Raw genomic sequence first — 26,420 nt, forward strand, 5'->3', positions numbered from 1 at the left:
TCACTCCATTGGAGGAGCACCCCGATGACTCACCCGACGCATCCCGCCGCCGCCCTCGAGCCGATCGAGACCGCCAGCCGCGACGAACTTCAGGCGCTGCAGCTCGAGCGCCTGAAGTGGTCGCTGCGCCACGCGTACGACAACGTTGCGCACTATCGCCGCACGTTCGACGCGGCGGGCGTGCATCCCGACGACCTGAAGACGCTCGCCGATCTCGCGAAATTCCCGTTCTCGACCAAGAACGACCTGCGCGACAACTACCCGTTCGGCCTGTTCGCGGTGCCGCGCGAGCAGGTCGTGCGCGTGCACGCGTCGAGCGGCACGACGGGCAAGCCGACCGTGGTCGGCTACACCGCGCGCGACATCGACACGTGGGCGAACGTGACCGCGCGCTCGATCCGCGCGGCCGGCGGCCGCCCGGGCGACACGCTGCACAACGCGTTCGGCTACGGGCTCTTCACGGGCGGCCTCGGGATCCACTACGGCGCGGAGCGGCTCGGCTGCATGGTCGTGCCGATGTCGGGCGGGCAGACCGAGAAGCAGGTGCAACTGATTCGCGATTTCGAGCCGAAGATCATCCTCGTCACGCCGTCGTACATGCTGAACCTGATCGACGAGATGGTGCGGCAGGGCATGGACCCGGCCGAGTCGTCGCTGAAGATCGGCATCTTCGGCGCGGAGCCTTGGACGCAGGCGTTGCGCGAGGAAGTGGAAACGCGCGCGGGCATCGACGCGCTCGACATCTACGGGCTGTCGGAAGTGATGGGCCCGGGCGTCGCATGCGAATGCGTGGAGACGAAGGACGGCCCGGTGATCTGGGAAGACCATTTCTATCCGGAGATCATCGATCCCGTGACCGGCGAAGTGCTGCCGGACGGCAGCGAGGGCGAGCTCGTGTTCACGTCGCTGACGAAGGAAGCGATGCCGGTGATCCGCTATCGCACGCGCGACCTCACCGCGCTGCTGCCGCCGACCGCACGCGCGATGCGGCGCCTGGCGAAGATCACGGGCCGCTCGGACGACATGCTGATCGTGCGCGGCGTGAACGTGTTCCCGAGCCAGATCGAGGAAATCGTCGTCGCGCAGTCGAAGCTGTCGGGGCAGTTCCAGATCACGCTTTCGCGCGACGGCCACATGGACCGGCTCGACCTCGCGGTCGAGTTGCGCTCCGAAGCCGCCGCGAGTGTTGCCGACGACGATCGCACGGCGATCGCGCGCGAGCTGCAACACCGGATCAAGACGATGATCGGCGTGTCGGCGGGCGTGACGGTGCTCGCCGCGGGCGGCATTCCCGCAAGCGCGACCGGCAAGGCCCGGCGCGTGATCGACCGCCGGCAGGCCGCCTGAGTTTGACCGTTCCCCGTTCTGCCCCGAGCTACCCCGAGGAAACCTGTTCGATGGATGGATTGAAGACCCTGGCCGTCGCCGTCGATGCGCGCGGCATCGCGACCGTCGCGCTGCAGCGCGGCGACGTGCTCAACGCGTTCGACGAGACGATGATCGCCGAGCTGACCGACGCATTCACGACGCTTGGCGGCCGCGACGACGTGCGCGTGATCGTGCTGCGCTCGGACGGCCGCGCGTTCTGCGCGGGCGCCGACCTGCAGTGGATGCAGCGCGCGAGCGCGAACGACGCGGCCGCGAACCTGCGCGACGCCGAGCGGTTCGCCGCGATGATGCGCGCGATCCGGCAATGCCCGAAGCCGACGGTCGCGCGCGTGCAGGGCCACGCGTTCGGCGGCGGCGTCGGCCTGTGCGCGGCCTGCGACATCGTGATCGCCAGCGATCACGCGCGCTTCTCGGTCAGCGAGGCCCGTTTCGGGATTCTGCCGGCGGTGATCGGTCCGTATCTGGTCGAGGCGGTCGGCCAGCGCCAGGCGCGCCGGCTCGCGCTGACCGCGACGCAGATCGCGGCCGGCGAAGCCGTCGCGATCGGGCTGATCCATCAGGCCGTGCCGGCCGACGCACTCGATGCCGCGCTCGACAAGACGCTCGCCGAGCTGAGCCGCAATGGCCCGAACGCGCTGATGGAGATCAAGCGCTTTTTCGACGCGATCGGCGAATATCCGCCGTCGGACGAACGCGCGGCGTTCACCGCGCAGACGATTTCCCGCGTGCGGGCGACGCCGGAAGCGAAGGAGGGCTTCGCCGCGTTCTTCGCGAAGCGGCCGCCGGCGTGGGAACCGGCCGCCGAATAAGCGTGTCGCGCGGCTCGCCGGGCCCGGGGCGCGATTTGCGTCGCGGGCGCGCACGCTTGCTCTACAATGCGTGACCCCCGGCGCGCCGCCGGCCGAGCCCTGACCGCTTCTTCGCTTCCGATGATCGTCAACCGCCTTATCTCCGAGATCCTGTTCGGCTTCACAGGCCTGATCGGCATCATCAACCCGATCGGCATCGCGTTCCTGTTTCTCGAGCGTACCGAAGCGCTGACCGAACACGAGCGGAACCTGCTCGCGAAGAAGGTGGCGTTCAACGCGTTCGTCGTGTTGCTGGTCGCGTTCTTCGCCGGCACGCCGGTGCTGCATTTCTTCGGGATTTCGATGGAAGCGCTGCGGATCGGCGGCGGCTTCGCGGTCGCCGTCGCGGGCTGGCAGATGCTGAACGAGCCCGACGGGCCGGCGGGCGGCGGCGATACGCCGATCCAGCCGATCAATGCGAACGCGATCATGACGCGCGCGTTCTTTCCGCTGACCGTGCCGCTGACGGTCGGCCCCGGCTCGATCGCCACCGCGATCGCGCTGAACGCGAACCGCACGCACAAGCTGTCGGAGTTCATGCTGTCGAGCATCGTGTCGATTGCCGTTTCCGCGCTCGTCGCGGTCGTGATCTGGCTGACCTACAGCCGCGCCGCGCTGCTTTCCCGCTATCTCGGCACCGAAGGCACCAAGGTCGCGAAGCGCGTGTCGGCGTTCCTGCTGCTGTGCATCGGCGTGCAGATCATGCTGACCGGCTTCTCCGAATTCCTGCAACCGCTCGCCGACCAGATCAAATAAGCGGCTCCCGCGCCGCATGCGCTGACGGGCATCGACCGCGTTCGGGCAAGCGAGGCCGGCCCGATGCCGGCGCCGTGAGCGACGATCAGCGCGCCACTGCGAGCATCGGGTACGTGAACAGCCCGAAGTGGATCGCGTTCAACCCCGCATGCGCGAGCGCGGACGCGAGCAACCCGCCGCGCCGCCATGCGAGGCCATAGCCGATGCCGGCCACCGTGCCGAGCACGATCCAGGGCCAGCCGGCGGCCGCGTGCGCGGCGCCGAACAGCACCGCGCCGATTGCAAGCGCGGCCCATGGCCCCCAGCCGAAGCGGCCGAGCACGCGCGTGAGCCCGCCCTGCACGTAACCGCGGAACAGCGCTTCCTCGGCGAGCGTGACGAGCAGCACGTTGTTGACGAGCCACATCCAGCCCGATGCCGGCCATTTCGGCGCCCAGCCGACCATCCCGAACGCGAGCGCGCCGGCCAGGCAGGCCGCCGCCGTCGCGACGGCCGCCACCGCGCCGGTGCGCAGCGCGCGCATCGGCGGGACGTCCGGCGCGACCCACGGCAGCACCCACAGCAGCCACAGGCCGACGAGCGGCTTGTCGAAATTCAGGTACATCGTGAACGGCACGGCATCGGGCGTGAAACGCGTCGGCTCGATCACACGCGGATTGTGGAAGCCGGGGATCAGGTGCAGGCTCAGCGCGATCGCGAGCGCGGCGAACACGGTGTGCGCGGCGATCCGCACCGCGAACGGACGGCCCGGCGCGACGCCCCAGGCAGCGGCCACGAGCAGCGCGAGCGGCGCGAGCACGATCGGCTCGAGCTTGCCGAACGCCAGCGCAGCGGCGTAGCCGAGCGCGGCAACGGCGATGCTCAGGCCATGCAGCGGGCGCTGCCACGCGAATGCGGCGCCGGCGAACAGCGCGAGCCAGATCGTGGCACAGGGAAGAAGCGAGAGAGACATGGGGCGATGCAGGGGCGGACGAAACGCCGCGCATCATACCCCAGCGGCCGTGACATGCCGCGGCGCGGGCGGTCAGCGGCCGGCGATCTCGGTGACGCCGTCGCGGGTCGGAATGTCGACGCTGTTGCGCTCGCGCATGCGCCGCCGGTACCAGAAGGTCCACAGCAGCAACGTGCCGAACACCGTGTAGCCCATGATCGGCGACACGACCAGCACGCGCTCGACGGGCCACGTGACGACCATCCACAGGCGCAGCAGCATCTCGAGCGTCATGCTCGCACCCCAGACGAAAGTCATCAGCCGCAGCATCTGGCGCAGCCCCGGCTGCTCGGCCCAGACCGTCTCGAAACGCGCGGCGCCGCCGGCCATCTCGCGGGCCACCGTCGCGCGCGCGAGATAGTAGATCAGCGGACGGTCGCGGAACAACGACAGCAGGAACACGACGCCGATCGTGCCGGACGCGAGCGATTCGCGCATCAGCAGCGTGCGCGCGCTGCCGCCGAGCGCCATGCCGGCGATCGACAGCGCGATGCCGAGCAGCACGATGGCGGCCACCGCATCGATGCGGCGGGAGCGGATGAATTCGACGATGGACCAGACGATCGGCGGAATCGCCGACGCATACAGCGCGCCGGTTTCGCCGAAATATGGATGCGCGACCCGGTATGCGACCCAGGGCAGCAGCAGGTTGACGACGAGTTCGAGGATCAGGCCGGCTCGTGGTTTCACGGAAGCGGGCGCGCGGGCGGCGCGCGGGGCGGTGATGTCGCTTCGAGTATATCGAAGTCCGACCCCGCGCGCCGCACCCGGTGCCGTTGTGCGCGCACCGAAAACGGGCGGGAACACGTAGCGGCCGCGACCGGGCTACCCCCCAGGGTGGCGGCGCCGCGCCGTCCGGCACGCGGCGGGCATCGGCCGGTCGTTGGTCCGTCAGGCGGTCGCCGGCTGGACGATGATCTTCACGTTGCGGTCCTTGTGGTTGACCAGTTCCTCGAAGCCGTGCGTGACGATGTCGCCGAGGCTGATGCGCCCGGTGATCAGCGGACGCACGTCGATGCGGCCGTCCGCGATGAAGCGGATCACGTCCGCGAATTCGCCGTTGTACGCGAGCGAGCCGATCACTTCCTTCTCGGTCGACACGATGTCGAAGAAGTTGAACGACGTCGGCTCCTCGAAGATGCCGACCATCACCGACTTGCCGGCCTTGCGGATCACGTCGATCGCAAGCTGCGCGGTGGCCGTGTGCCCGATGCACTCGAACGACACGTCCGCGCCGTAGCCGCCCGTCAGCGCCCTGACTTCCGCGATCGCGTCGGACGCCTTCGGATCGATCACGACCGTCGCGCCCACTTCCAGCGCCTTCTGCTTGCGCGCGGCCGACATTTCCAGCGCGATCACGCGTCCGGCGCCCGCGGCCTTCGCGCACATGATCGTGCACAGGCCGATCGTGCCCGCGCCGACCACGACGACCGTCTGCCCGACGATGTTGCCGGCCTTCTTCACCGCGTGCAGCCCGACCGCGAGCGGCTCGATCAACGCGCCGGCCTCGGTCGGGAAGTCGTCGGGCAGCTTGTACAGCAGCTCGGCCGGCACGTTGACGAATTCGGCGAACGCGCCGTTGTTCATCAGCCCGGTAAACGCGAGGTTCTCGCAGATGTTGTACAGCCGTGCCGGCAATACCAGCAGGTGCCGCAATGCTGGCACGCGTCGGCCGTCACGCGCTCGCCAAGCGCGAAGCCCGTCACACCGGCGCCGAGCGCCGCGATTTCGCCGCTGAACTCATGGCCGAGGATGCACTGGCCCTTCAGGCCCGTCAGCGGATGCGGCGCGTCGACCGGGATGAACACGGGGCCGGCGACGTACTCGTGCAGGTCGGAGCCGCAGATGCCGCACCAGTGCACGCGGATCTGGACCCACCCGGCCGGCGGGTGTGCCGGAACGGGTACTTCCTCGACGCGGATGTCGTTGCGGCCATGCCAGACGGCGGCCTTCATGCTGGGGGCGGTGTTCGGTGCCGGTGTAGTCACGTTGCTGTCTCCGTCAGGTTGTCGTCGGACGCGGCGGGGGCCGAGGCGTCCGTCGCGCGATTGCGCGAGCGACCGATATGCAGGAACGGGGCCAGCCGGAACGAGCGGCCGCAGGGCGACGGAGCCGGCGCGGCGGTGTGCGGTGCGGCACGGCGGATTGCGCCCGCATCAGGGCATGCCGAGCGAATCGCGCAGGAAATTTGCTGCGCTTGCGACGGGCCGGGCGGGTGAGACGCCGCGACATTCGTCTCAGCCGTTTGAGACGAAACGCGAGACGCGTGGCGGGGCAGGCGTCGCGGCCACGACGGTCTTCCCGGCTCATTGTGCCGACGAGCGAAACGCATTGTTGCGCGCGCTGCCCCTTTACTTGAAGTTAACTTCAGTTTGTATCATCTGCCGCATTGTCCGATCGCCTGTATGCGTGACGGCGAGACCGGCGTCGCATGAGCGAATCGAACGGCGTTGCTGCACGAACGACCGAGCGCGGCGTGGCCCGTTTCAATCTTCATGGAATATCGTCAAGCATGCCGAACTTCATCGAAAGCCTGATATGCGAGTACGTGCAGTACCACATGCTGGTCGCCGACGAGCAGGAAGCGAAGCCGCTGCCGGCAGACGTCGGCATGGCGCGGCCGTCGAAACGCGCTGATCGCGCGCCGGCTGCGGAGCCTGTCGTACAGGGCGTTTCACCGTTGCGGCCGCAACTGTTCGTTTCGGTTCTGGAAGCGGGCGACGACGGCTTGCTGGTGCGCTGGAGCGAAAGCGGGCGCTGCCATTACGGCGAGCAACGCTGGCGCTTGCGTGTCGCGTCGCAGGCGGGCCGCTGCGCGATCTCGGGGCAGGCGATCGAGCCGGGCGAATCGGTGTACCGGCCGGTGCGGCGGCCGGTGCCCGTCAACGGCGACGAGATGATTCACCCCGCGTCGGTGCGACCCGCGGCCGGCGCCGCGCGTCACGTTGCACCATCCTTCGGCGAGGCGGCGGAGCCGGTCGACGCGCTGGGCTGAGCGCGACCGGTCGTCCGCGGGTTACTTGAGATCTTTCCGGTACTGAATGAATCCGGCATTGGTCGCGAGCTTGTCGTACAGCGCGCGAGCGGTCGTATTCGTTTCGTGCGTGAGCCAGTACACGCGGCTCGCGCCGGCTTCGCGGGCGCGCTCGTACACGGCTTCGATCAGCGCGCCGCCCGCGCCTTGTCCGCGTGCGCCGGCCGCCGTGAACAGGTCCTGCAGATAGCAGTACGGCCCTTCTGTCCAGCATGAGCGGTGATAGATCGCGTGCACGATGCCGACCAGCGTGCCCGACTTGTCGAACGCGCCGAGCGCGAACATCGGTTCGGCGGGATCCATCAGGCGCGCCCACGTCGTCGCGAACACGGCGTCGCTCAATGCGGTTTCGTAGAATCGCTGATAACCCTGCCAAAGCGGGCGCCATGCGGCTTCATCGGCCGCGACGAGCGGTCGGACCGTGACGCGCGTCGCATCGTTCGCACGCCCGGCTGCATTGCGCGCCCGCGCCTGCGCGTGGCGGATCGCGACGAGCGTCTCGCGCTGCATGCCGCCGGCGTCGAAGTTCTCCGGCGCGAGCCACGCTTCGAACGCGGCGCGCACGTCCGGCCACTCGCCGTCGACGATCGAGAACCACGCCGTGTCACGACTGCGGCCCTTGTAGACGATCGCCTGCCGGAACGTGCCCTCGTAACGGAAGCCGAGCCGCGCGGCGGCCTTGCGCGACGGCTCGTTGAGATCGTCGCACTTCCATTCGTAGCGCCGGTAGCCGAGCGTGTCGAACGCGTATTTCATCAGCAGGTACTGCGCTTCCGTCGAAATCGGCGTGCGCTTGAGCAGCGGCGAGAACGTGACGGAGCCGACCTCGATCACGCCGTTGGCCGGGTCGATGCGCATCAGCGCGAGCGTGCCGACCGCGCGGTTCGTCGCGCGATCGATCACCGTGTAGTGCAGCGGATCGGCACTCGCCGCCGCGCCGCGCGCGTAGTCGCGGTAGCTCGACTCGTCGGCGTACGGACCGTGCGCGAGATAGGTCCAGTCGCTGCCGTCGGGCGCCTGCGCATAGGCGGCGTACAGGTCGCCGGCATGGCGGTCGGCGTCGAGCGGCTCGAGACGGCAGTAGCGGCCTTCGAGCACGATGCGCTCGGGGCGCGGGCGTGCGGACCAGTCTGGAACGGGGCGGCCGATGGGCTGCCGGAATTCGTTGGTGAGCGTGGACAAGGGCGATCTCGCTTCGGTTGGCGGCCGGCGACATGCCGGCATGCAGACGATCGTAGTCCCGGCGAGGTACCATGAGAAGCGCCAGACGGTCGCAAATTTATGGTGCCACGAACGCATGACGATGGCGCCATGCACCGAGACTTCCACGCCGCGATATCCCGATGACGACTGCCATTCCTTCCGGCGCCGCGCCGCTGCTGCCGCTCGACGCGCCGCTTGTCCGCACGGCCGGCGCGCCTTCCTTGCAGCGGCAGTTGCTGCGGCGCGTGCGCGATGCGATTCTCGGCGGCGCGATGCCGGCCGGTACGCGGCTGCCCGGCACGCGCGCGCTGGCCGAGACGCTCGGCGTGTCGCGCAACACGACGGCGGCCGTCTACGAGCAGCTCGTCGCCGAAGGTTTCCTGCAATCCGATCGTCGCGGCACGCGCGTGGTCGGCCTGTCGCGGCCGGCCGCGCCGCGCCGGCGGGCCGCCCCGCCGGCCGTCGCGCAACGGCTCGGCCGGATACGTCCAAGCCTGATCGGCACCGGCGAGTCGGAAGGCTTCCGGCCGGGCGTGCCCGCGCTGTCGCATTTTCCGGTCGATGCATGGCGGCACGCGATCGATCGTGCGCTGCGCCGCGACGGCCGCGAGCTGCTCGCTTACGGCGACCCGCTCGGCGAGCGCGCGCTACGCGAATCGATCGCGCGCCATCTGGCCGTGACGCGCGGCGTGCGCTGCGAGCCCGAGCAAATCGTGATCACCGAGGGCGCACAGGGCGCCATCGCGTTGTGCGCGCAACTGCTGACGAATCCGGGCGACACGGTGTGGGTCGAGGAGCCCGGCTATCGCGGCGCGCGCACCGCGATGCAGGCGGCCGATCTCGACGTCGTGCCGATGCCGGTGGACGCGGAGGGACTGCGCGCGGACGACGCGAGCTGGCGCGAGCGGACCCCCCGGCTCGTCTACACCACGCCGTCGAACCAGTTTCCGACCGGCGCGGTGCTGTCGATCTCGCGCCGGCTCGCGCTGCTCGATGCCGCGCGCCGGCATCGCGCGTGGATCATCGAGGACGACTACGACAGCGAGTTCCGTCACACCGGCGAGCCGATCGGCGCGTTGCACGGGCTCGCGGCCGATTCGCCGGTCGTCTATCTCGGCTCGTTCAGCAAGACGATGTTCCCGGCGTTGCGGATCGGCTTTCTCGTGCTGCCGGACGCGCTGCTGGCCGCGGTGCGACCCGCGCTGCCGGAGATGCTGCGCGGCGGGACGCGCCACGTGCAGCTCGCGCTTGCCGATTTCATCGAGTCAGGGGAATACGGGCGGCATCTCGGGCGGATGCGCCGGCTGTATCGCGACCGGCGACGCTTGCTGCTCGCCGCGCTGGACGATGCGTTCACCGTGCCGCATCAGGTGGAGGGCGGGCCGTGCGGGCTGCATCTGGCGCTGCGGCTGCCGGCCCGTTACCGCGACCGCGCGATCGTCGACGCGGCGCGTGCGCACGGGATCGGGCCGTTCCCGCTTTCGGGGTTCTCGATTCACGCGACGTCGGCGGCCAACGGGCTCGTGCTCGGCTTCGGCAATACGTCGGCCGATGCGTTCGCGCCGATGCTGCGGACGTTGTCGACGATCGCGCATCGCGTCGCGGGCGAGTGAATCGCAGTTGCGCGGCGCGGCGGGCATCGCCGTGACGCGACGCGCGCGAGCCGCTGCTTACCGCGCGGGCTCCGCTCGCATGATCTGGCGCGCAGCCACCAGGCCGAGCACGAGCAGCACAGCGACGTACGCGGCAACGGCATTCCACGCGCCGTGCTGCCAGAACGTGCCGCCGACCGAGCCCAGCACGCTCGATCCGACGTAATAGGCCAGCAGGTAGAGCGACGCGGCGTGCCCCTTTGCGGAACCGGCGAGATGCCCGACCCAGCCGCTCGCGACCGCATGCGCGACGAAGAAGCCGATCGTGATCAGCACGATCCCGACGATGATCGCGACGAGCGAGTGCGACAGCGTGAGCGCCAGACCGGCCGCGAACACGACAATGCCGCTGACGAGCACGGGCGCGCGCCCGAGACGATCGGCGAGTGCACCGGCGCTCGACGAAGACACCATCCCGAACAGATAGGCGCCGAAGATCAGCCCGCATGCCGTCGTGCTCAGGTTGAACGGCGCGGCCGTCAGCCGGAATCCGGCGTAGTTGTACACGGTCACGAACGCGCCCATCACGAGGAAGCCGATCGCGAAGACGAACCGCAGGCGCGCATGATGCAGCTGCGCGCTCCACAGCCGGAGGTGGTGACGCAGCGTCAGGTCGGTTCGCTTCACGAAGCGCCGCGACTGCGGCAGCAGCATCACGAACGCGATCGCCGCGACCAGGTCGACGACGCCGATCGTCAACATCGCGGTCCGCCACGAGAAATACTCTTCCAGCGCGCTCATCCCGATCCGCCCGACCATGCCGCCGAACGCGGTGCCGCCGACATAGAGGCCCATCGACAGGCCCAGCCCGTCGGCGGCGATTTCCTCGGCGAGATAGGCCATCGCGACTGCCGGGACGCCGCCTAGCGCGAAACCTTCGAGCGCGCGCCAGATCAGCAGCAGGTTCCAGTTCGGTGCGATCGCGGCGAGCACGTTGAACAGCGCCGCAAGCGTCATCGACGCGAACATCAGCCCGCGTCGGCCGAAGCGTTCGGACAGCGCGCCGGCGCACAGGATGGAGAAAGCCAGCATCCCCGTCGACAGCGACAGGGACAGCGAGCTCGACGCCGCGCCCAGGTTGAACTCGCGCGCGAACGCGGGCAGCAACGGCTGCACGCAGTACAACAGCGAGAACGTGGAGAAGCCGGCCAGAAAGAGTGCCAGTGCGATGCGCTTGTAGGCCGCCGAGCGCGGCGACACGCCCGGGGGCAGCGTATCCGGCGCCGTGCTCGAGGTGCGGGGTGCGGCGCGCGAGATCGCGGAATTCGACATGGTATGTACCCGATGGGCTGGGGGATACCGGAATTCTTGCGCACGATCACATATATGTCCAATATATGAAAAGAACCGTAGCGATATCTTTTTCATCTGGCTGGAAAGCCGGTTCCGTCTACCCGAGATCACATGGAACTTCGACATCTCCGATACTTCCTGGCCGTGGCGGTCACGTCGAACTTCACGAAGGCTGCGGAAGCGCTCGGCATGGGGCAGCCGCCGCTGAGCCAGCAGATCAAGGCGCTCGAGCACGAGCTCGGCGTGGAGCTGTTCAAGCGGACCGCACGCGGCGCCGAGCTGACCGTGGCGGGAGAAGTGTTCGCGGAAGAGGCGCGACGTGTGCTCGACGACGCCGAGCGCGCGGCGCGGGCGGCAAAGCGGGCCGCACGCGGGGAAATCGGGCAACTGCGGGTCGGTTTCACCGGGACGGCGGCCTTCAATTCGAAAGTGGCCGACCTGATTCGCCGCTTTCGCGAAGCGTTTCCGGATACGGACCTGACGTTGCAGGAGGCGACCTCCGGCGTGCTGCTCGAGGCGCTCGAAGCCGGGCGGCTCGATGTCGCGATCGTGCGTCCGGAGCGTCGCATCGCGGACACGCTGCAGGTATCGAATTGGGACGAGGAGCCGATGTTCGTCGCGATGCCCGTTGCGCATCGGCTTGCGCAGCGTCGTCGGATCGATCTGGCGGAGCTGGCCGACGAGGCATTCGTACAGGTGCCGCGCGAAGCGGGCAGTGCGCTGTTCGACGACATCGTCGCGGCATGCAATGCAGCCGGCTTCCAGCCGCGCATGGCGCAGCCCGCGCCGCAAATCGCGTCGGCGGTGACGCTCGTCGCGGCCGGGCTCGGCGTGTCGATCGTGCCGAAGGCAATCACGCAGGTGCAGGTCGCAGGCGTCGTCTATCGGCACGTGGCGGGCAACGGGCTGCGCGCGAGGCTCGCGATTGCGTCGCGACGCGACGATCCGTCGGCGGTCGTGCGCAATTTTCTGCTGCTTGCCTGATGGCGCGGCCCGCACGTCGACGCGCGCAGCGTTGCCGTGTCGGGTGAATGTTCCGATTGACGAACCGCGAACTTTGTACGGAACGAACGCTGTCGCGGCTTCGACGCCACACGACGGCCCGGGATGCGGGTTTCGATTCGTATGTCGCGGATGCCGCGTGGACTATAAATGGAGGGGTGTACCGGTGCTTGTCGGGCGCCTGCGCGTCGCGCGCAGGGCGGAGCCGCGACCGCCGGGGGAGGTGCACCGTGCTTTGCCAGACGCTTGCTCGCGCCGTGCTTCGCACTGCGTTGATCGGGGGCCTATTCGCCTCGTTGCTGTCGCCGCCGCCAGTCGGTGCCGGAACCGTCGCACCGGCCGCCACGCCACCGGTCATGAAGAGCCGGCTCGCCGCATCGCCTCGCTCGATGCCGGTCGATTTCCCGACGATCGTCGACCGTTACGGCCCGGCGGTCGTGACCATCATGACCGCCGCGCCCGACCAGCAGGCCGGTGGCCCGTCCTTCGCGTATCTCGATCCGGACGATCCGTTGTCCGCGTTCTTCCGCCGGGGCGCGCCGCTGCCGCCCGCGCAGGGCGCCCAGGCGCCTGCGCCCGAGATGTCGCCGCGCGCGATCGCGGGCGGCGGCTCGGGCTTCATCGTCAGTGCCGACGGGGGGATCCTGACTTCCGCGCATATCGTTGGCGATGCGACCGATGTGACGGTGCGACTGGCCGATCGTCGCGAGTTGAAGGCGACGGTGCTGGCCGTCGATCCGCAGAGCGACGTCGCCGTGCTGCACGTCGACGCGACGAAGCTGCCGGTCGTGCGCATCGGCGATTCGTCGCGGGTGCGCGCGGGCGAACCGGTGATGACGATGGGCGCACCGGAAGGATCGGGCAACACGGTCACGGCCGGCATCGTCAGCGCGACCGCGCACGCGTTGCCGGACGGCAGCGCGTTTCCGTTCTTCCAGACCGACATCGCGGTGAATCCCGACAACTCGGGCGGCCCCGTGTTCAATCGCGCGGGCGACGTGATCGGCATCGCGGTGCAGGTCTATACGGACGCCGACCGCTATGCGAGCACCACGTTCGCGATCCCGATCGCGCTCGCCCTGAAGGTGCGTGCGCAGGTGCAGGCGCAGATGCGGGCCGGCGCGCAGGCTCAGCGCGCTTCGTCCGGCAATGCATTGGGCGTCGACGTGCAGGACGTCGGTGTCGGGCTGGCTGCCGCGTTCGGCCTGCCGCGTCCGGCGGGCGCGCTCGTCAACGGCGTCGATCCAGGCTCGCCGGCTGCGGCGGCCGGTGTGCGGCCCGGCGACGTGATCGTGAAGTTCGGCGACAAGCCGATTGGCCGGTCGGCCGAACTGAACGACCTCGCCGCCGCGTTGCCGGCGGGTGCAAGGGCGCCGCTGCGGGTGATCCGCAATCGCACGCCGATGATGCTGACTGTCACCGGAGCAGGGACCGGCGACGCGATCGACAGCGCGGCAGCGACGGGCAGCGCTGGCGCGCTTGGCGCGGGCGGTGCCGCCGGCGTGGCGATGGCGGCCGCAAGACCGGCTGACGGCGGCGATCGGCTCGGGCTGACGATGCATCCGCTGAGCGACGCCGAGCGGCGTTCGACCGGGCTCGCGGTCGGGATGATGGTCGATGCGGTGCACGGACCGGCTGCGAATGCGGGCATTCGGCCTGGAGATGTCGTGCTCGAACTCAACGATACGCTGCTCGAAACGCCGGACGACGTGCAGTCGCTCGAGGCGAAAGGCGGGGTGATCGCGGTGTTGATTCAGCGCGAGAATGCGCGGAGGTTTGTGTCGGTGCGGGCGCGGTAGGGCGTTAATGGGCGTTCGTGGACAAGCCGTTGTTCCATGCATGCTGAGGGAGTTCTTGTTACACGCATTTGGGGAACGAGACTATCCGCTCCGACCGTTCGCGAACTTCTCCAAATGGCGTTTGGCTCGGGCAAGATCGTGAGCCTTGCGGCATCATGCTCGCTTAACGATAGACCTCAACTTGAGACGGGGCAAGGGCGCGCTTTCGCTTGGTCGCAAAGATTCGCGGGCGTGCGCATTTTTAAAATCCGTCTCGAAAACTTTCGTGAGCCCGTTCCGCATGGACCTGACTAGAACAATCGTTATCGGAAACTCGGGTTCGGGGAAAAGCTGGCTGGCAGAACGCGTCGCCGATCGTTCGGGTGCCGCTTATGTCGATCTCGATCTGATTCATTGGCTTCCTGGTGGATACGGCGTAGCTCGGGAGCGCGCCGATGCGATTCGACTCGTTCAACGTGCCGCGCAGGCCGATCGCTGGGTCATCGAAGGGATCTACGGGTGGCTCGTTAGCGAAGTTCTTGCAAACGCTAGCGCACTGGTCTGGTTGTGCATCGACGAAGCCGAATGTGTGGCGAACATTCGTCGGCGAGGCATTCGTCGCGATGGGTCTCCAGAAGCCTTCGATGCGCTGCTGGAATGGGCCGCGACTTATCGATCCCGGACTGGATCAAGCTCGTATGGTGCTCACCGGACTATTTTCGAGCAGTTCCGTGGAGACAAGGAAACGCTCGGGTCGCGTGATGCAGTAGCGGAGTTTGTGAGTGGGTTGTCGCCCTTATGAAAGTCGAGTCTGTGACGTTGTTGCGGCCTGTTTCAGCGTGGACAACTCCATCTCTCACGGAGTGGCCGTTCAGGGCCATCTGCCCACGCCAGTTGACTGAGATCCGCTACCGGCCATAAGCGGACGTTGGAGGCTGGATTAGCGACAATCACGCAATTCACGCGAAACCGGGACGGAAATCGGGCTAGCCTCAAAGGTAAGAGTTCGTCACGTCGTGGCGACGCGTGACGCGACGAACAAAGCGCAATCGAAGCTCTGCGTGACACTCAGTAACTCAGATAGACCGAACGCAGCGCATCGACCATCGGCTTGCGCGGCGAACGTGTGTCTGGCACGTTGGGGCCCTTGTTGTAGCCGTCGTCTCGCCACACCGGCGCATTGTTCGGAAGGCCGCCGCCTCGCCCGATCGCGAACAAGCCAAAACCGTCCTCGTCCCAGAACTTGTTTGGAAAGGCATCCGCAGCAGGGCCGCCGAAAGGCCGGTATGGAAAGTCCGGAAAGTCCGGAAAGCCAGGAAAGCCCTTTTCGACCTTCTGCTTCCACCATTCGTCGCAGAACTCGAAGTAGTACAGGCCGAGACTGAGCGGGTAGCGGCCGTTTAGCGCTTGCGCCGCCACGCCAGTGATCAGGTTGGCGGTGAGCTGTGCCGTGCCGTTGTCGGAATAGATCGTCGTGCGATCCGCGGGATTGCGGTGTCCCGTTCCCGGCATGCCCCATTCCGTCAGGATGACTGGCTTCAGCGCGCTGCCCGTCAGGCCCTCGTAGCCGGGAAAATTTTCCGCTGCGACGGCCTTGAAGACCGTATCGAAGTTCTGCGTCTGGTACGTGTTGACGCCCCAGAAGTCGACCGACGGCACGCGGGCCATATGCGACGCCGACATCGAAAGCAGCTTGAGGTCGTCATGGTTCGCCATGCCAACGAGTTTCTTATTCGCCCCCATCGCAACCTTCGTCAAGTGCGCGAATTTTTCGATCTGCGACCACCAGAACGATACCGGCGCGGCATCGCCCCATGACGCGCCGGGGCCGTCCTGCTCGTTCTGGATCGTGAAGCCGAGGACGGCGGGATGCCCGGACACCTGCGCGACCGTCTCCTTGATCAGCGCGGTATAGAACGCGTCTTCGGCCTTGTTGTAGATGCCTTGCTTCAGGGCCGGCGCGGAAACGGGAATGCCGACCAATACGTACAGCGGCTTGACGCCGCCGTTCCAGCACGCGTCGAGGAATTCGCGATGCATGAACTGATGCGAGCTTTTGTCGAACGGCACCTTGGGCAAACCGCCCGTCTTGTAGTCGAGCTGCCGCGAAATCATGCTGTAGAGCCGAATCGTGTTCGCACCCGTCTCGCGAATTAGCTTCAAGTCGCGCTGCCACGTGTCGCGCCAGTTGCGGATGTGGTAGCCAGGCCCGGAGTACTCGTCCCAGAAGAAATCGCCGAGCGAAGGCGTCGTTTCGACGTTCTCGTTGATTGGGCATGGCGAATAGCAGATGCCGCGCAGCTTGAACGACGCGCGTGCGCTGCCGTTGATCGAGACGCTCAAGTGTGCCGAAGATCGACCGGACGAATCGCGCGACACGCGACATTCCCAGTCCGTCCTGACCGCGTGCGGCGTCTTCGCAGACAAGTTCGACACCATTGCCAACATCGGCAGCGCTGCTCCAGCGCCCAGCAAATCCCTGCGTCTCATGTCATTCTCCTTGGTTCACTGCGTTTTGAGGTTCATTGGAAGACGTTCGAGCTAAGCGCGCGTCGACACCGTCAGAACCGCCGATAAACCACACCGAGGATCTGCGCTTCGTCTTCGAACACGCCAAGCGCATCCGACAACGACGACAGCGGACCGGCGTTGTTCACGAACACCGCGAATGCGAGGATCCGGCCGCTCTTCGCGCGCATGTAGCCGGCATTCGTCAGCGCCACCATCTTCCCGTTCGACAGCGTCGCGCCGCTCTTCACGTAGATGTGTTCCTTGCCCTCGACGTCCTTGCCGACATCGGCCAGCGAGCCGTCGGTGCCGAGGATCGGCATCGCATCCCGGTAGGACGGATAGACCACCTTGCGGCTCATGGTCTGCAGCAGTCGCGCCGTCGTCCGCGCGGTGGCCCGGCTGTCCGGCGATCCGCTGCCGTTGGTCGGAAAGTCGAATCCGCCCGGATCGAGTCCGTACTCGGCCGTCAGGACACCGCGCTCGACCGACAGCGCGTCGGCGACCGTCCGCGCGCCGCGCGTCAGGCCGAGATGCATCAGGCTCAGGTTCGCGCCGGTATTCAGGCTGACCTTGAGAATCAGCTTCGCGATTTCCGCATACGGCGGCGACGCGAACGACGCCACTTGCGGCAGCGACGCGTATTGCGCCGGCGACGGAAGCAGGCCCGCGGGATTGGACGCGACTGCGGGCGTGCCAACCGACACGCCGTTTCTGGCCAGCGCGTCGACGAGCGCGGTGCGCGCGAACGAAGCCGGATCGTCGATGTGCACGATACTGACAAACTGCGCGTTGCCGATCAGGGGCGCGTGATAGCCGGCCGGCAGCGTGGCGGCTGCCTGGCGGTCCTGCGTGCCGGACACCGTCGCGGCGCAGCCGATGCGGGACAAACACCCCAACGCGCCGGCGTTCGGCGCATCGCCGGAGAACGCGATGTCCGGTGCGGTGTCCGCCCGGCTCGTGAGCGCCGAACCCGCGACCGTGTAGGCACGCGTCTTCGGCCGCCAGTCGATTTGCGCGGGCTGTCCGGCCGCGATCGCGGGCGTCACCGTCAGGTCGATCACGTTCTCGTTGATCAGGATCGGCGAGATCAGCACATTGCCGTTCGGCACGCGGAAGGGCTCGAACAGGCGATCGTCGACGACGACGTCGCCGCCGACGCTGCGGATGCCCGACGCGCGGATCTGCCGCGCGAGATCGTCGACGGCGGCCAGCGGATCCTCCGGCGTCAATGCTGCGCCCCCGAAGCCGCGCGCTTCGTTGTGATCGTATGGCGTGAAGTCCAGCGACCCGTCGCCTTTCATCCGGCCACCGAACGTCAGGTCGCCGGCCGCCCGGAGAATCAGGTTGCCGGCGAGCGCCCCGCTCGCGGAGATCGCGCCGTCGCGATAAACCGCGGTCGTGAAACGATGGTCCGCACCGAGCTTGTCGAGCGCTGCGCCGACGGAAAAGAGCTTGCGGACGGACCCGGTGTACGAAAGCGCATCGGGGTTGAGCGAATAAACCGTCGCGCCACTGTCGACGTCGACGATGGCCATCGACCACGCGGCGCCCGACGACACGTATCGGGGCTTGTTCATGATGGCCGGGATCTCCGGAATCCCGCTGGATTCTCCGCCGCACGATGCCAGCAGCGGCGCCGCGGCAAGCAGCGCGAGCCATCTCGCCGTCCGGCGCACGCGCGACGCGCGAGCGCGAAGGGACGAGACGCTGTGTTGGACCGATTTCGCCTGCATAGCCGCTCCCCGATGAATTCGACCGTCGCCGTGCGGGCCTTCGCGACGCGCGCTCGTTGCCGCCGGCAGCGAACGATCCGCGTTTGCCCGCCTGCGCTGCGACACCCTGCGTCAGAGATACTTCCAGAGAATCGCCGCGATCCGCCCTTGATCCTGGAACACCGGCAGGACGTCGTCGATGGAACCGAACGGCACGTTGTTCACCGACAGCATGAACACATAGCGACGCCCGCTCTTCGCGTCGACGTAACCGGCCAGCGCCTGCCCTTTCAACGCAACCGGCTTGCCGCCCACGTAGGTGCCCGTCTTCGCACGGACGTGCCCTTTCGCACCGGCCAGCGACGCATCCTGCATGAATTCGGTCACGAAGCCGAGCGAGCCGTCGACGCCGAGAACCGGCAGAGCGTCGAGATACGCGTCGAAGTAAGCGGTCTTCTGCATGCCGGCCAGGAGCGTCGTCAGCGCGGTACCGGTCGCTTTCGTTTCGAGGCCGCCGCTGCCGTCGACGAATGCGAAGCTGTCCGGGGCGAGATGGAATTGCGACTCGAGCGCCGCGCGTTCGGTGGCGAGCGCGTCATGCATCGTCGTCGCGCCGGACGACGCCAGTCCGTACAGGACCAGGCTGACGTCGGCGCCGATGTTGTAGCTCACCTTCAGGATGAACTTCGCGTATTCGCGATACGGCGGCGACACGAGGCGCGCAACGGGTGACGCCGACGCGTACGCGCCTTGCGGCGGCAGCGACTGGCGCGGATTGACTTCGACCGCGGGCGCACCGACCGCGACACCGTGACGCGCGAGCGCCTCGACCAGCACGGTGCGGGCATAGCTGGCCGGATCGGTGATGCGAAACGTCTTGACGAGCGGATACGCGCCGGTCAGCGGCGGCACGTATTGTGCCGCGAGCGTGCCCGACACGTTTCCGAAGCATCGGGGCGTGCCGAAGCACGTGGGATCCCGCGGCGCAAACTCGATGTCCGTGTCCGCGTTTGCGCCGACCATCGACACCGACGACGTGACGCCGAAAGCCGCGGATTTCGGGCGCCAGTCCACGTTCGCGGTCGCGCCGGCCGCGCCCGGGTTCACGAGGACGTCGACTACGTCGTCGTTCACGAAGATCGGCGATACGTTGAATTCCTCGCGGAAATCGAACGGGACGAACAGTCGATCGTCGATGACGACGTCGCCGCCGATCCGCTTGATGCCCGCTGCCGCGATCTGCGATGCGAGCTTGTCGTATCCCGCCAGCGGATCGGCCTGGACGATCCCGGCATTGCCGAGCGAATTGGCTTCGTTGTGGTCGAAGCCGCTGAACGCGATTGTGCCGTCCGGATTCGCGCGTCCGCCCATCGTCAGATCGCCGCTCGCGACGAGGATCAGGTTGCCGTCGAGCGTGCCGGACGCTTCGACGCTGCCCAGTGCGTAGACCGGCGTGACGAATTGATGGTCGGCCCCGAGCTGGTTCAGCGCCATGCCGACCGAGAACAGCTTCCGGGTCGAGCCAACATAGGTGAGCGCATCGGGCTGGATCGCGTAGACGGTTGCGCCGGTCGCGGGATCGATGACGTTGATTGACCAGGTCGACTGGCGATAGCGCGATGCGCCGATGACCTGCTCGATCTCCCCCTGCATCGAACGCGTCGTGTTGCCGCCGCATCCTGCGATCAGCGCGGCGGCGGCCGTCGAGATCAACGCGACGGCCGCAAGCACTCTTCTTCCGGAAATCATGTGCGCCCCCGAGAGTACGGCTTTGTACCCGACTACGACGTTGTTGTGCTTCGAATCATGCTCGAGTCAAGCGCGGGTCTGGTCTGGCGCCCGCTAAGGCCGTGCATCGGCCGTGTTTCCGTGAATGCGTGTTCCGACGGCGCAGGGCGACCATCGGGCGAGATGCGCGTGCAGCGATGCGGATTCGGAGTGGCGAGCCAGGTACTGGCAGGCCCCCGATTCGCTGCGGACATGGCGCGTGACGCCCTGCGATCAGGGCTCCGCCTGCAACTGCGCCGACCACTATATCGGGATCGCCCGCGAAGCTCAATGATGCGGCGCCCGCCATTTTTGCGGTCGGAGGGTCGGGGCTTCATTTCCGATTTTCATCGGACGAATATAGTAAGCACCTCGCGTCGGGCTACCCGATCGAGGTGGACATCAGCCGCTACGCGGTTTTCTCGGCCGGGAAGGTCCGATGGGTCTGTCTGATGGAAACTTATCGCGCAGCAACTGGCGTCCCGCAAAGGCATGTAGCATGCTGAACGGCCGCTTTCGAGAAATGCGTCTGACCGCTTAGGGTCGACAAGCGACACCCACGAAAATCCACGGAAAACGCTCATCTTCCATAGCGCACAGCCACGCGACGGCGTGTGCGGAGGGCATCTGCTTGCAACCAAACCTGCCGATAGCTTCCAAACGCACCCCACCACGACACGCGACGCTAATCCTGCTATGCGCGTTCTCCGTGCTGCCGTTGAGCCTGTTCCTGCCATCCCTACCCGCGATCGCGCGCGACCTGCGCGCCGACTACGCGCTAGTCGCACTGTCACTAGGCGGCTACGCAGCAGTCGCCGCCTCGCTCGAATTCGTAATGGGACCGCTATCCGACCGCTTCGGGCGGCGACCGATCATGCTGACGAGCCTCGGCGTCTTCACGCTCGGATCGCTGGGCTGCGCGATGGCGACCGATATCCACGTGTTTCTCGCGTGCCGGCTAATGCAAGCGATGATCACGTCGGTCTACCCGGTGTCCATGGCGACGTTGCGCGACACAGCCAGCGGTTCACGCGCGGCGAGCCGGATCGGCTATGCGGCGATGGCGGCCGCGTTCGCGCCGATGATTGGGCCGACGCTCGGCGGCGTGCTCGATCAGACGCTCGGGTGGCGCGCGAGCTTCTGGTTGCTTGGTGCGACAGGCATCGCGCTGCTCGGCTGGTGCATGTTCGATCTATCGGAAACCCATGCGACCCGCGCCACGACGCTCGCCCAGCAGCTTCGCGCGTATCCCGCGCTGCTCCGCGCGCGCCGCTTCTGGGCCTATGCGCTTTGCATGGCGTTTTCGACCGGTGCCTTCTACGCGTTCCTGGCCGGCGCGCCGCTCGCCGCGCAATCGGTGTTTCGCATTCCGCCCACGGAAATCGGCTTCTACATGGGAACGATCACGGCCGGCTTCGTTTGCGGGAGTTTTCTGGCTGCGCGTTACGCGCATCGCTATCCGCTGGCCACGACGATTCTGTGCGGCCGCGTGGTCGCATGCGCGGGGCCTGCGATCGGTCTCGTGCTGTTTCTCGGAGGGGCGACGCACGCAATCGCGTGGTTCGGGCCGTGCGTGCTGATCGGCATCGGCAACGGGCTGTCGAATCCGGGTGCGCATGCAGGCGCGATGTCGGTGCGACCGGAACTCGCCGGCAGCGCATCCGGGCTGGCCGGGGCGATGACGATCGCGGGCGGGGCCGCGCTGTCGTCGCTGACGGGGCTGGTGCTGACCGTCGCTAACGCCGGCCGTGCGCCGCTGGCCATGATGCTGCTGTCCACGGCGCTCGCGCTGGCGGCCGCCGTGTGCATACGAAGCTTCGACGCACACGAACGGAATGTGCAGTCGCCGTGAAAGAACCGGCATGCCGATCCGCCGCGATGTGATCGCTGCCCGAACCGGCAACGAACGGCACGATGCGACGCCACGGCCGTCGAACGGCCGCCACGTCGCATACGCCCACACGATCCCTTACGGCTTCGCCCCCATCACGAACTCGAACGTCGCGACGCCGTCGACGCCGCCCGTCACGCGGTCGCCCGGCTGCAGCGCGCCGACGCCGGCCGGCGTGCCGGTGAAGATCAGGTCGCCGGCCTTGAGCTCGACCGAGCGCGACACATACGCGATCACGTCCGGCACGGCCCAGATCATGTCGGCGAGATCGCCTTGCTGGCGCGTTTCGCCGTTGACCGCGAGCCAGATCCGGCCGCTTGCCGGATGGCCGGTCGCGGTCGCCGCGCGCAGCGCGGTCACGGGGCCGGACGCGTCGAAGCCCTTCGCCCAGTCCCACGGCCGGCTGAGCTTCTTCGCTTCGGCCTGCAGGTCGCGGCGTGTCAGGTCGACGCCGACGCCGTAGCCCCACACGTGCGACAGCGCGTCGGCCGGGTCGATCGACCGGCCGTCCTTGCCGATCGCGACGACCAGCTCGATTTCGTGATGGAGGTCGCTCGTCAGCGGCGGATACGGGACGGTGCCGCTGGCCGGGACGATCGCATCGGCCGGCTTCGTGAAGAAGAACGGCGGTTCGCGGTCGGGATCGGCACCCATTTCGCGCGCGTGGTCGGCGTAGTTGCGGCCGACGCAGAACACACGGCGCACCGGAAAGCGCGCGGCTGATTGTTCGACTTCGACGGAAGGACGCTCGGAAGCGTCGATGACGTATTCGGACATCGGATGGCCTCGTTCGATGAAAAGACGCATGCCGTCGCCCGGGCAACGCGGCACGGGCCGGCATGCATGGAACGATACCCGACGCATCCGCGCGCGGATGCGACGAAACTGCGCTTTAACCGGACAAAACTACGCGTCGCCGCCTGGCGCCGCTTCATCGCCGTCCGGCAGCGCGGCATTCGCGTCGCGATACGCCTTCGGCGACACGCCGACCCGCGCGCGAAAGCGCCGCGCGAAATAGCCTTCATCGCGGAAGCCGACGGAGCGCGCGATATCGGCGATGCGCCGGCTCGTATGCGCGAGCAGCGATTGCGCGAGCGCGATCCGGCGCTCGGTCACGAGATCGGTGAAGGTGCTGCCGGTTTCCTTGCGTACGAGATGCGCGAGGTAGTTCGGCGACAGGAACGCGGCCTCGGCGGTGGCCGCGAGCGTCAGGTCCTCGCGGGTCAGGTTCGCGCGCACGTGACGCAGCACGCGCGCGAGCGCGTCGCGCCGGCCCGCGCGCTGGGCGCCGCGCTGCGCGAGCTTGTCGAGTGCACCCGCGTACTGCGTGCAGACGAGCCCGATCAGTTGCAGCAGGTAGCCGCGCAGCAACGTGGTCGAACCGAAGCTGCGCACGCGGTCGGCATCGAGCATGCACAGCGCGAGGCGGCGCGCCTCGTCGAACGTGTCGCCGGTCAGGATGAAGTCGAGGTGCTCCTGGAAGCGGAACGGCGTCAGCTCGGGAAAGCGGTGTGCGGGGACATCCTCGAGATCGAGCGGATCGACGTCGAGATCGGCGCGCAGGAACGCCTGGCTGAAGTTGATCACGATGAAGTGCGCGCCTTCCGGATGCGGAATCAGGTGCTCGCGGTGCGGCAGCACGAACGCGAGCGCGCCGCGCGGAAACGGCCGTGTGACGCCGCCGATCCGCTGCTCGGTGTCGCCGCCCAGGTTGAACTGGATCTGGAAATACGCGTGCCGGTGCGGCTCGGTGATCGCCTGGCGCGACGTCTGGTCGCGGATGTAGAAATCGAGCCGGTCGCTGCGTTCGGGCATCCCGTACAGGCGCGGCGGAGCGGTGGAGGGCATGAAGGATTCTGCTGTTCGTGACGCGGTTGAGCCGCGATGGTACAGCGAACCGCGCGCGGCCGGAATCCGCGGGCGCGATCCGGCAGGGCGGCCGGGCGGCGCGCATCCGCCCGGCGGCAAGGCAATCAGCCGGCCGGATGAAAGCCCAGGTAGCGGTAGCGCGTGCCGGCTTCGTCGGTTGCCGCAAGCTGGCTGGAGGCGCCGACCGAACTGAGCGTGTCGGCGGTCGCGGTGCGATTCGTGACCAGCGTCCATGTGCTCGGTGCGGGCAGGGCGGCCGCTGTCGCGTGTGCATCGGCGAGCGTGCCGAGCGCGGCCAGCAGCATGTCGGCGGGCGGCGCGTGAATCGCGAAGCCTTCGTTCGCGACGGCCGCCGTATCGATGCCGAGTGCCGCGCACAGCCGCGCGCGCAGCGGCGCCTCGGCCGCGCTGGCTTCCCGTGCGCGCACGATGTTCTCGCGCGTAAGCGCATCGACGATCGTGCCGCCGCGGGTGAGCGGCGCGTGTTGCCATGCGTCGGGCGGGCACTGCTTGCCGTCCGGCGTCAGCGGCACGAACGGATTGACCTCGGCCGGGTAGATCCGGCATACGAGCGGCCGTTCGTCGTAGATGCCGCAGCGCAGATCGTCGAGCAGGTTCGGGCACGGGCCGGCATGGGACGCGGTGAGCAGGGTGGTGACGCGTACCGGCAGCGTGCCGCTGAGCGCGGGCGACGAACGGGCGCGCTTGTATGCGGCGAACGCGTCGTCGGGCGCCGGTTCGACGGGCCATGGCATGGCGTCGCACAACAGCTCCACGTGGCCGCCGCGCCGCAGCCAGGCAGCGGCCTCGGCGACGGTCAGCGGAATGCGCAGGTCATGGCAGCAACGGCCGCAGCCGGTGCATGAAAAGTCGATGTCGTTCTGATTCATTTCGATAGAAAGCGGGGCACGGTGCAGCTCGCGTCAGCCGGCGATCAGCGGCGCGACGCGGCGGCGCAGTTCGGGCACGATCTCGGCGTCGAACCACGGATGATGCTTGAACCACGCCTGGTTGCGCGGCGACGGATGCGGCAATGGCAGCACGCCGGTGCCGTAATCGCGCCACGCGTGCACGGTGTCGGTCAGCGTCGCCTTGCGTGTGTCGCGCAAGAAATGTCGCTGCGCGTATTGGCCGATCAGCAGCGTCAGCCGGATCGACGGCAATCCGGCGAGCAGCCGGTCGAGCCACAGTTGCGCGCATTCGGAGCGCGGCGGGTTGTCGCCGCTTGCACCTCGGCCCGGGTAGCAGAAGCCCATCGGCACGATCGCGAAGCGGGTCTCGTCGTAGAAGGTGTCGGCGTCGACGTCGAGCCAGTCGCGCAGCCGCTTGCCGCTCGCATCGTCCCACGGGATGCCGCTCGCGTGGACGCGAGCGCCGGGCGCCTGCCCGACGATCAGGATGCGGGCGTCGCGATGGGCGCGTACGACAGGGCGCGGGCCGAGCGGCAGCTCGGCTTCGCAGGCGCGGCACGCGCGGATTTCGGTGAGCAGCACGTCGAGCGGCGTGCGCGTTCGTTTCGACATCGATTCTGAACGGGGACGGAGTGGCGGCACGCAGGCCAACGCGTCCGTGCGGCGCGGTGGTCCGGCACGGACCGGCGCGGAAACCGGCGCATCGCGTCAGGGGTTCCGCCGGTTGTCGCACAGCGCCGCGCGGCGGCCACGGCATCCAGGGGCGGGATCACTGGCCTGCCGCACCACCTTCGGCGACGGCAGCATCATACAACGCCGTCTGCGCGATCGCCGCGGCGATGGCCGCGTCGTCGTGCGTGCCGTCGAGCATGCCCCAGCGCCGGTATTGCAGCAGGAACCACCGGCCTTCCTGCGGATCCGGGCGGTTCACGGCACCGCCGTCGTGGAAGCGGATCGGCAGCGGCGGCTGCGCGAACGGCCCCGCGCCGTAGTCGCCGAGCAGGCGCGGCGCGATGAGCCGGGCCGGCACGCCGAGCGCGTCGGGCGACGCGAGCCAGTCGGCCGCCTCGCGACGATTCGCGGCGCTGTCGAGCCACGCGCATGCATCGACGAGCGTGCGGATCAGCGCGCGCGCGGTGGCCGGATACAGCGCGACGAAATCGCGACGGGCCGCGACCACTTTCTCCGGATGATCGGGCCAGATTTCGCTGGTGACGGCGACGGTCCGGCCCGCGCCGCAAGCTTCGGCTACCGCGTGCCATGGCTCGCCCGCGCAGAACCCGTCGAGCTCGCCGCTCGCGAGCGCGGCGACCATCTCGGGCGGCGGAATCACGACGCTGCGCACGTCGCGCAACGGATCGACGCCGTGCGACGCGAGCCAGTGGTTCAGCCACATCGCATGCGTGCCGGTCGGGAAAGTCTGTGCGAGCAGCGGCTTGCGGCCGAGCGTGGCGAGTGCCGCGCGGACGTCGCCGCTTGCGCGGTACGCGTCGGCGAGGACACGGGCGAACGTGATCGCCTGGCCGTTGCGGTTGAGGACCATCAGCGCGGCCATGTCGGCCTGCGGGCCGCCGATGCCGACCTGCAGCCCGCACACGAGCCCGTACAGCGCGTGTGCGGCGTCGAGTTCGCCGCTCAGCAGCTTGTCGCGCACGGCGGCCCACGATGGCTGGCGGCACAGCTCGAGCGTCAGGCCATGGCGCGCGCCGAGATTCAGGTGTTGCGCGACGATCAGCGGGGCCGCGTCGCTCAGCGCGACGAACCCGAGGCGAAGATGCGCGCGTTCCGGCGCGGCGGGAGGCGAAGGTTTCAT

21 protein-coding genes and 1 pseudogene are annotated in these 26,420 nt (G+C 68.0%); 9 read left to right on the forward strand and 13 right to left on the reverse strand.

Annotated features, from left to right (window positions below):
• Window positions 1-24: 24 nt before the first annotated feature.
• The 3 genes from paaK (at window position 25) to HW466_RS01650 (ending at window position 2,993) form a co-directional block, all read left to right on the forward strand.
• A complete protein-coding gene (paaK, locus tag HW466_RS01640) occupies window positions 25-1,347 on the forward strand; it encodes a phenylacetate--CoA ligase PaaK (RefSeq protein WP_151006912.1) in 1,323 nt (440 codons plus the stop codon).
• 50 nt (window positions 1,348-1,397) lie between these two features.
• Window positions 1,398-2,198, forward strand: coding sequence for an enoyl-CoA hydratase-related protein (locus HW466_RS01645; RefSeq protein WP_174905490.1), 801 nt, complete (start codon window positions 1,398-1,400; stop codon window positions 2,196-2,198).
• A gap of 120 nt (window positions 2,199-2,318) precedes the next feature.
• Complete coding sequence (locus HW466_RS01650; protein ID WP_059451194.1) at window positions 2,319-2,993, forward strand: MarC family protein; 675 nt, start codon at window positions 2,319-2,321, stop codon at window positions 2,991-2,993.
• A gap of 85 nt (window positions 2,994-3,078) precedes the next feature.
• On the opposite strand, the gene HW466_RS01655 is transcribed toward HW466_RS01650, so the two are convergent.
• From HW466_RS01655 to HW466_RS01665, 3 genes and pseudogenes are all read right to left on the reverse strand, one after another.
• A complete protein-coding gene (locus tag HW466_RS01655) occupies window positions 3,079-3,945 on the reverse strand; it encodes a CPBP family intramembrane glutamic endopeptidase (protein WP_174905491.1) in 867 nt (288 codons plus the stop codon).
• Between the two features lie 72 nt (window positions 3,946-4,017).
• Window positions 4,018-4,674, reverse strand: a complete 657-nt coding sequence (locus tag HW466_RS01660) for a VC0807 family protein (protein WP_059507556.1) — start codon at window positions 4,672-4,674, stop codon at window positions 4,018-4,020.
• Between the two features lie 201 nt (window positions 4,675-4,875).
• Window positions 4,876-5,939: pseudogene (locus HW466_RS01665) on the reverse strand (2,3-butanediol dehydrogenase).
• Between the two features lie 557 nt (window positions 5,940-6,496).
• Here HW466_RS01665 and HW466_RS01670 point away from each other — a divergent pair.
• Window positions 6,497-6,979: a DUF3331 domain-containing protein gene (locus HW466_RS01670; protein ID WP_059545546.1), complete on the forward strand. Its 483-nt coding sequence runs from the start codon at window positions 6,497-6,499 to the stop codon at window positions 6,977-6,979.
• Between the two features lie 21 nt (window positions 6,980-7,000).
• Here HW466_RS01670 and HW466_RS01675 read toward each other — a convergent pair whose 3' ends face one another.
• Complete coding sequence (locus HW466_RS01675) at window positions 7,001-8,200, reverse strand: GNAT family N-acetyltransferase (protein ID WP_151006267.1); 1,200 nt, start codon at window positions 8,198-8,200, stop codon at window positions 7,001-7,003.
• Window positions 8,201-8,361: 161 nt separating this feature from the next.
• Between HW466_RS01675 and pdxR the strand changes: the two genes are divergently transcribed.
• Window positions 8,362-9,834, forward strand: coding sequence for a MocR-like pyridoxine biosynthesis transcription factor PdxR (gene pdxR, locus HW466_RS01680; RefSeq protein ID WP_176316067.1), 1,473 nt, complete (start codon window positions 8,362-8,364; stop codon window positions 9,832-9,834).
• A 57-nt stretch (window positions 9,835-9,891) separates the two neighbouring features.
• Here pdxR and HW466_RS01685 read toward each other — a convergent pair whose 3' ends face one another.
• Entirely contained in the window at window positions 9,892-11,145 is a 1,254-nt protein-coding gene (locus HW466_RS01685; RefSeq protein ID WP_060126812.1) for an MFS transporter, read from the reverse strand.
• A gap of 132 nt (window positions 11,146-11,277) precedes the next feature.
• Between HW466_RS01685 and HW466_RS01690 the strand changes: the two genes are divergently transcribed.
• The 3 genes from HW466_RS01690 (at window position 11,278) to HW466_RS01700 (ending at window position 14,748) form a co-directional block, all read left to right on the forward strand.
• Window positions 11,278-12,150 carry a LysR family transcriptional regulator gene (locus HW466_RS01690; protein WP_151006365.1) on the forward strand — a complete coding sequence of 291 codons (873 nt, stop codon included), beginning with the start codon at window positions 11,278-11,280 and terminating at the stop codon, window positions 12,148-12,150.
• 248 nt (window positions 12,151-12,398) lie between these two features.
• Window positions 12,399-13,967 (forward strand): trypsin-like peptidase domain-containing protein, encoded by a 1,569-nt coding sequence (locus HW466_RS01695; RefSeq protein ID WP_174905354.1) that lies wholly within the window; start codon window positions 12,399-12,401, stop codon window positions 13,965-13,967.
• A gap of 265 nt (window positions 13,968-14,232) precedes the next feature.
• Window positions 14,233-14,748, forward strand: a complete 516-nt coding sequence (locus HW466_RS01700; RefSeq protein ID WP_244138212.1) for a P-loop NTPase family protein — start codon at window positions 14,233-14,235, stop codon at window positions 14,746-14,748.
• A 266-nt stretch (window positions 14,749-15,014) separates the two neighbouring features.
• Here the strand turns inward: HW466_RS01700 and HW466_RS01705 are convergent, their stop codons facing one another.
• The 3 genes from HW466_RS01705 to dacB all read right to left on the reverse strand — a co-directional run bounded on the left by HW466_RS01705 (window position 15,015) and on the right by dacB (window position 19,900).
• Window positions 15,015-16,325, reverse strand: a complete 1,311-nt coding sequence (locus HW466_RS01705) for a hypothetical protein (RefSeq protein ID WP_174905355.1) — start codon at window positions 16,323-16,325, stop codon at window positions 15,015-15,017.
• A gap of 182 nt (window positions 16,326-16,507) precedes the next feature.
• On the reverse strand, window positions 16,508-18,034 hold the full coding sequence (locus tag HW466_RS01710) for a D-alanyl-D-alanine carboxypeptidase/D-alanyl-D-alanine-endopeptidase (protein WP_170296687.1): 1,527 nt from the start codon (window positions 18,032-18,034) through the stop codon (window positions 16,508-16,510).
• 267 nt (window positions 18,035-18,301) lie between these two features.
• Window positions 18,302-19,900, reverse strand: coding sequence for a D-alanyl-D-alanine carboxypeptidase/D-alanyl-D-alanine endopeptidase (gene dacB, locus HW466_RS01715; RefSeq protein WP_244138213.1), 1,599 nt, complete (start codon window positions 19,898-19,900; stop codon window positions 18,302-18,304).
• Window positions 19,901-20,567: 667 nt separating this feature from the next.
• Between dacB and HW466_RS01720 the strand changes: the two genes are divergently transcribed.
• Window positions 20,568-21,788, forward strand: a complete 1,221-nt coding sequence (locus HW466_RS01720) for an MFS transporter (RefSeq protein ID WP_060257632.1) — start codon at window positions 20,568-20,570, stop codon at window positions 21,786-21,788.
• 117 nt (window positions 21,789-21,905) lie between these two features.
• Here HW466_RS01720 and HW466_RS01725 read toward each other — a convergent pair whose 3' ends face one another.
• The 5 genes from HW466_RS01725 to HW466_RS01745 all read right to left on the reverse strand — a co-directional run bounded on the left by HW466_RS01725 (window position 21,906) and on the right by HW466_RS01745 (window position 26,420).
• Entirely contained in the window at window positions 21,906-22,604 is a 699-nt protein-coding gene (locus HW466_RS01725) for a fumarylacetoacetate hydrolase family protein (RefSeq protein ID WP_151005246.1), read from the reverse strand.
• 129 nt (window positions 22,605-22,733) lie between these two features.
• Complete coding sequence (locus HW466_RS01730) at window positions 22,734-23,675, reverse strand: helix-turn-helix transcriptional regulator (RefSeq protein ID WP_174905356.1); 942 nt, start codon at window positions 23,673-23,675, stop codon at window positions 22,734-22,736.
• Window positions 23,676-23,800: 125 nt separating this feature from the next.
• Window positions 23,801-24,586: a YkgJ family cysteine cluster protein gene (locus tag HW466_RS01735; protein WP_151006788.1), complete on the reverse strand. Its 786-nt coding sequence runs from the start codon at window positions 24,584-24,586 to the stop codon at window positions 23,801-23,803.
• A gap of 33 nt (window positions 24,587-24,619) precedes the next feature.
• The gene (locus tag HW466_RS01740) at window positions 24,620-25,219 is read right to left on the reverse strand and encodes a uracil-DNA glycosylase family protein (protein WP_059545534.1); all 600 of its coding nucleotides are present in this window, start codon (window positions 25,217-25,219) and stop codon (window positions 24,620-24,622) included.
• Window positions 25,220-25,376: 157 nt separating this feature from the next.
• Window positions 25,377-26,420, reverse strand: coding sequence for a CmpA/NrtA family ABC transporter substrate-binding protein (locus HW466_RS01745; RefSeq protein WP_174905357.1), 1,044 nt, complete (start codon window positions 26,418-26,420; stop codon window positions 25,377-25,379).

The organism is Burkholderia territorii (assembly GCF_902833055.1).
In the GTDB taxonomy this organism is placed as follows: domain Bacteria; phylum Pseudomonadota; class Gammaproteobacteria; order Burkholderiales; family Burkholderiaceae; genus Burkholderia; species Burkholderia territorii.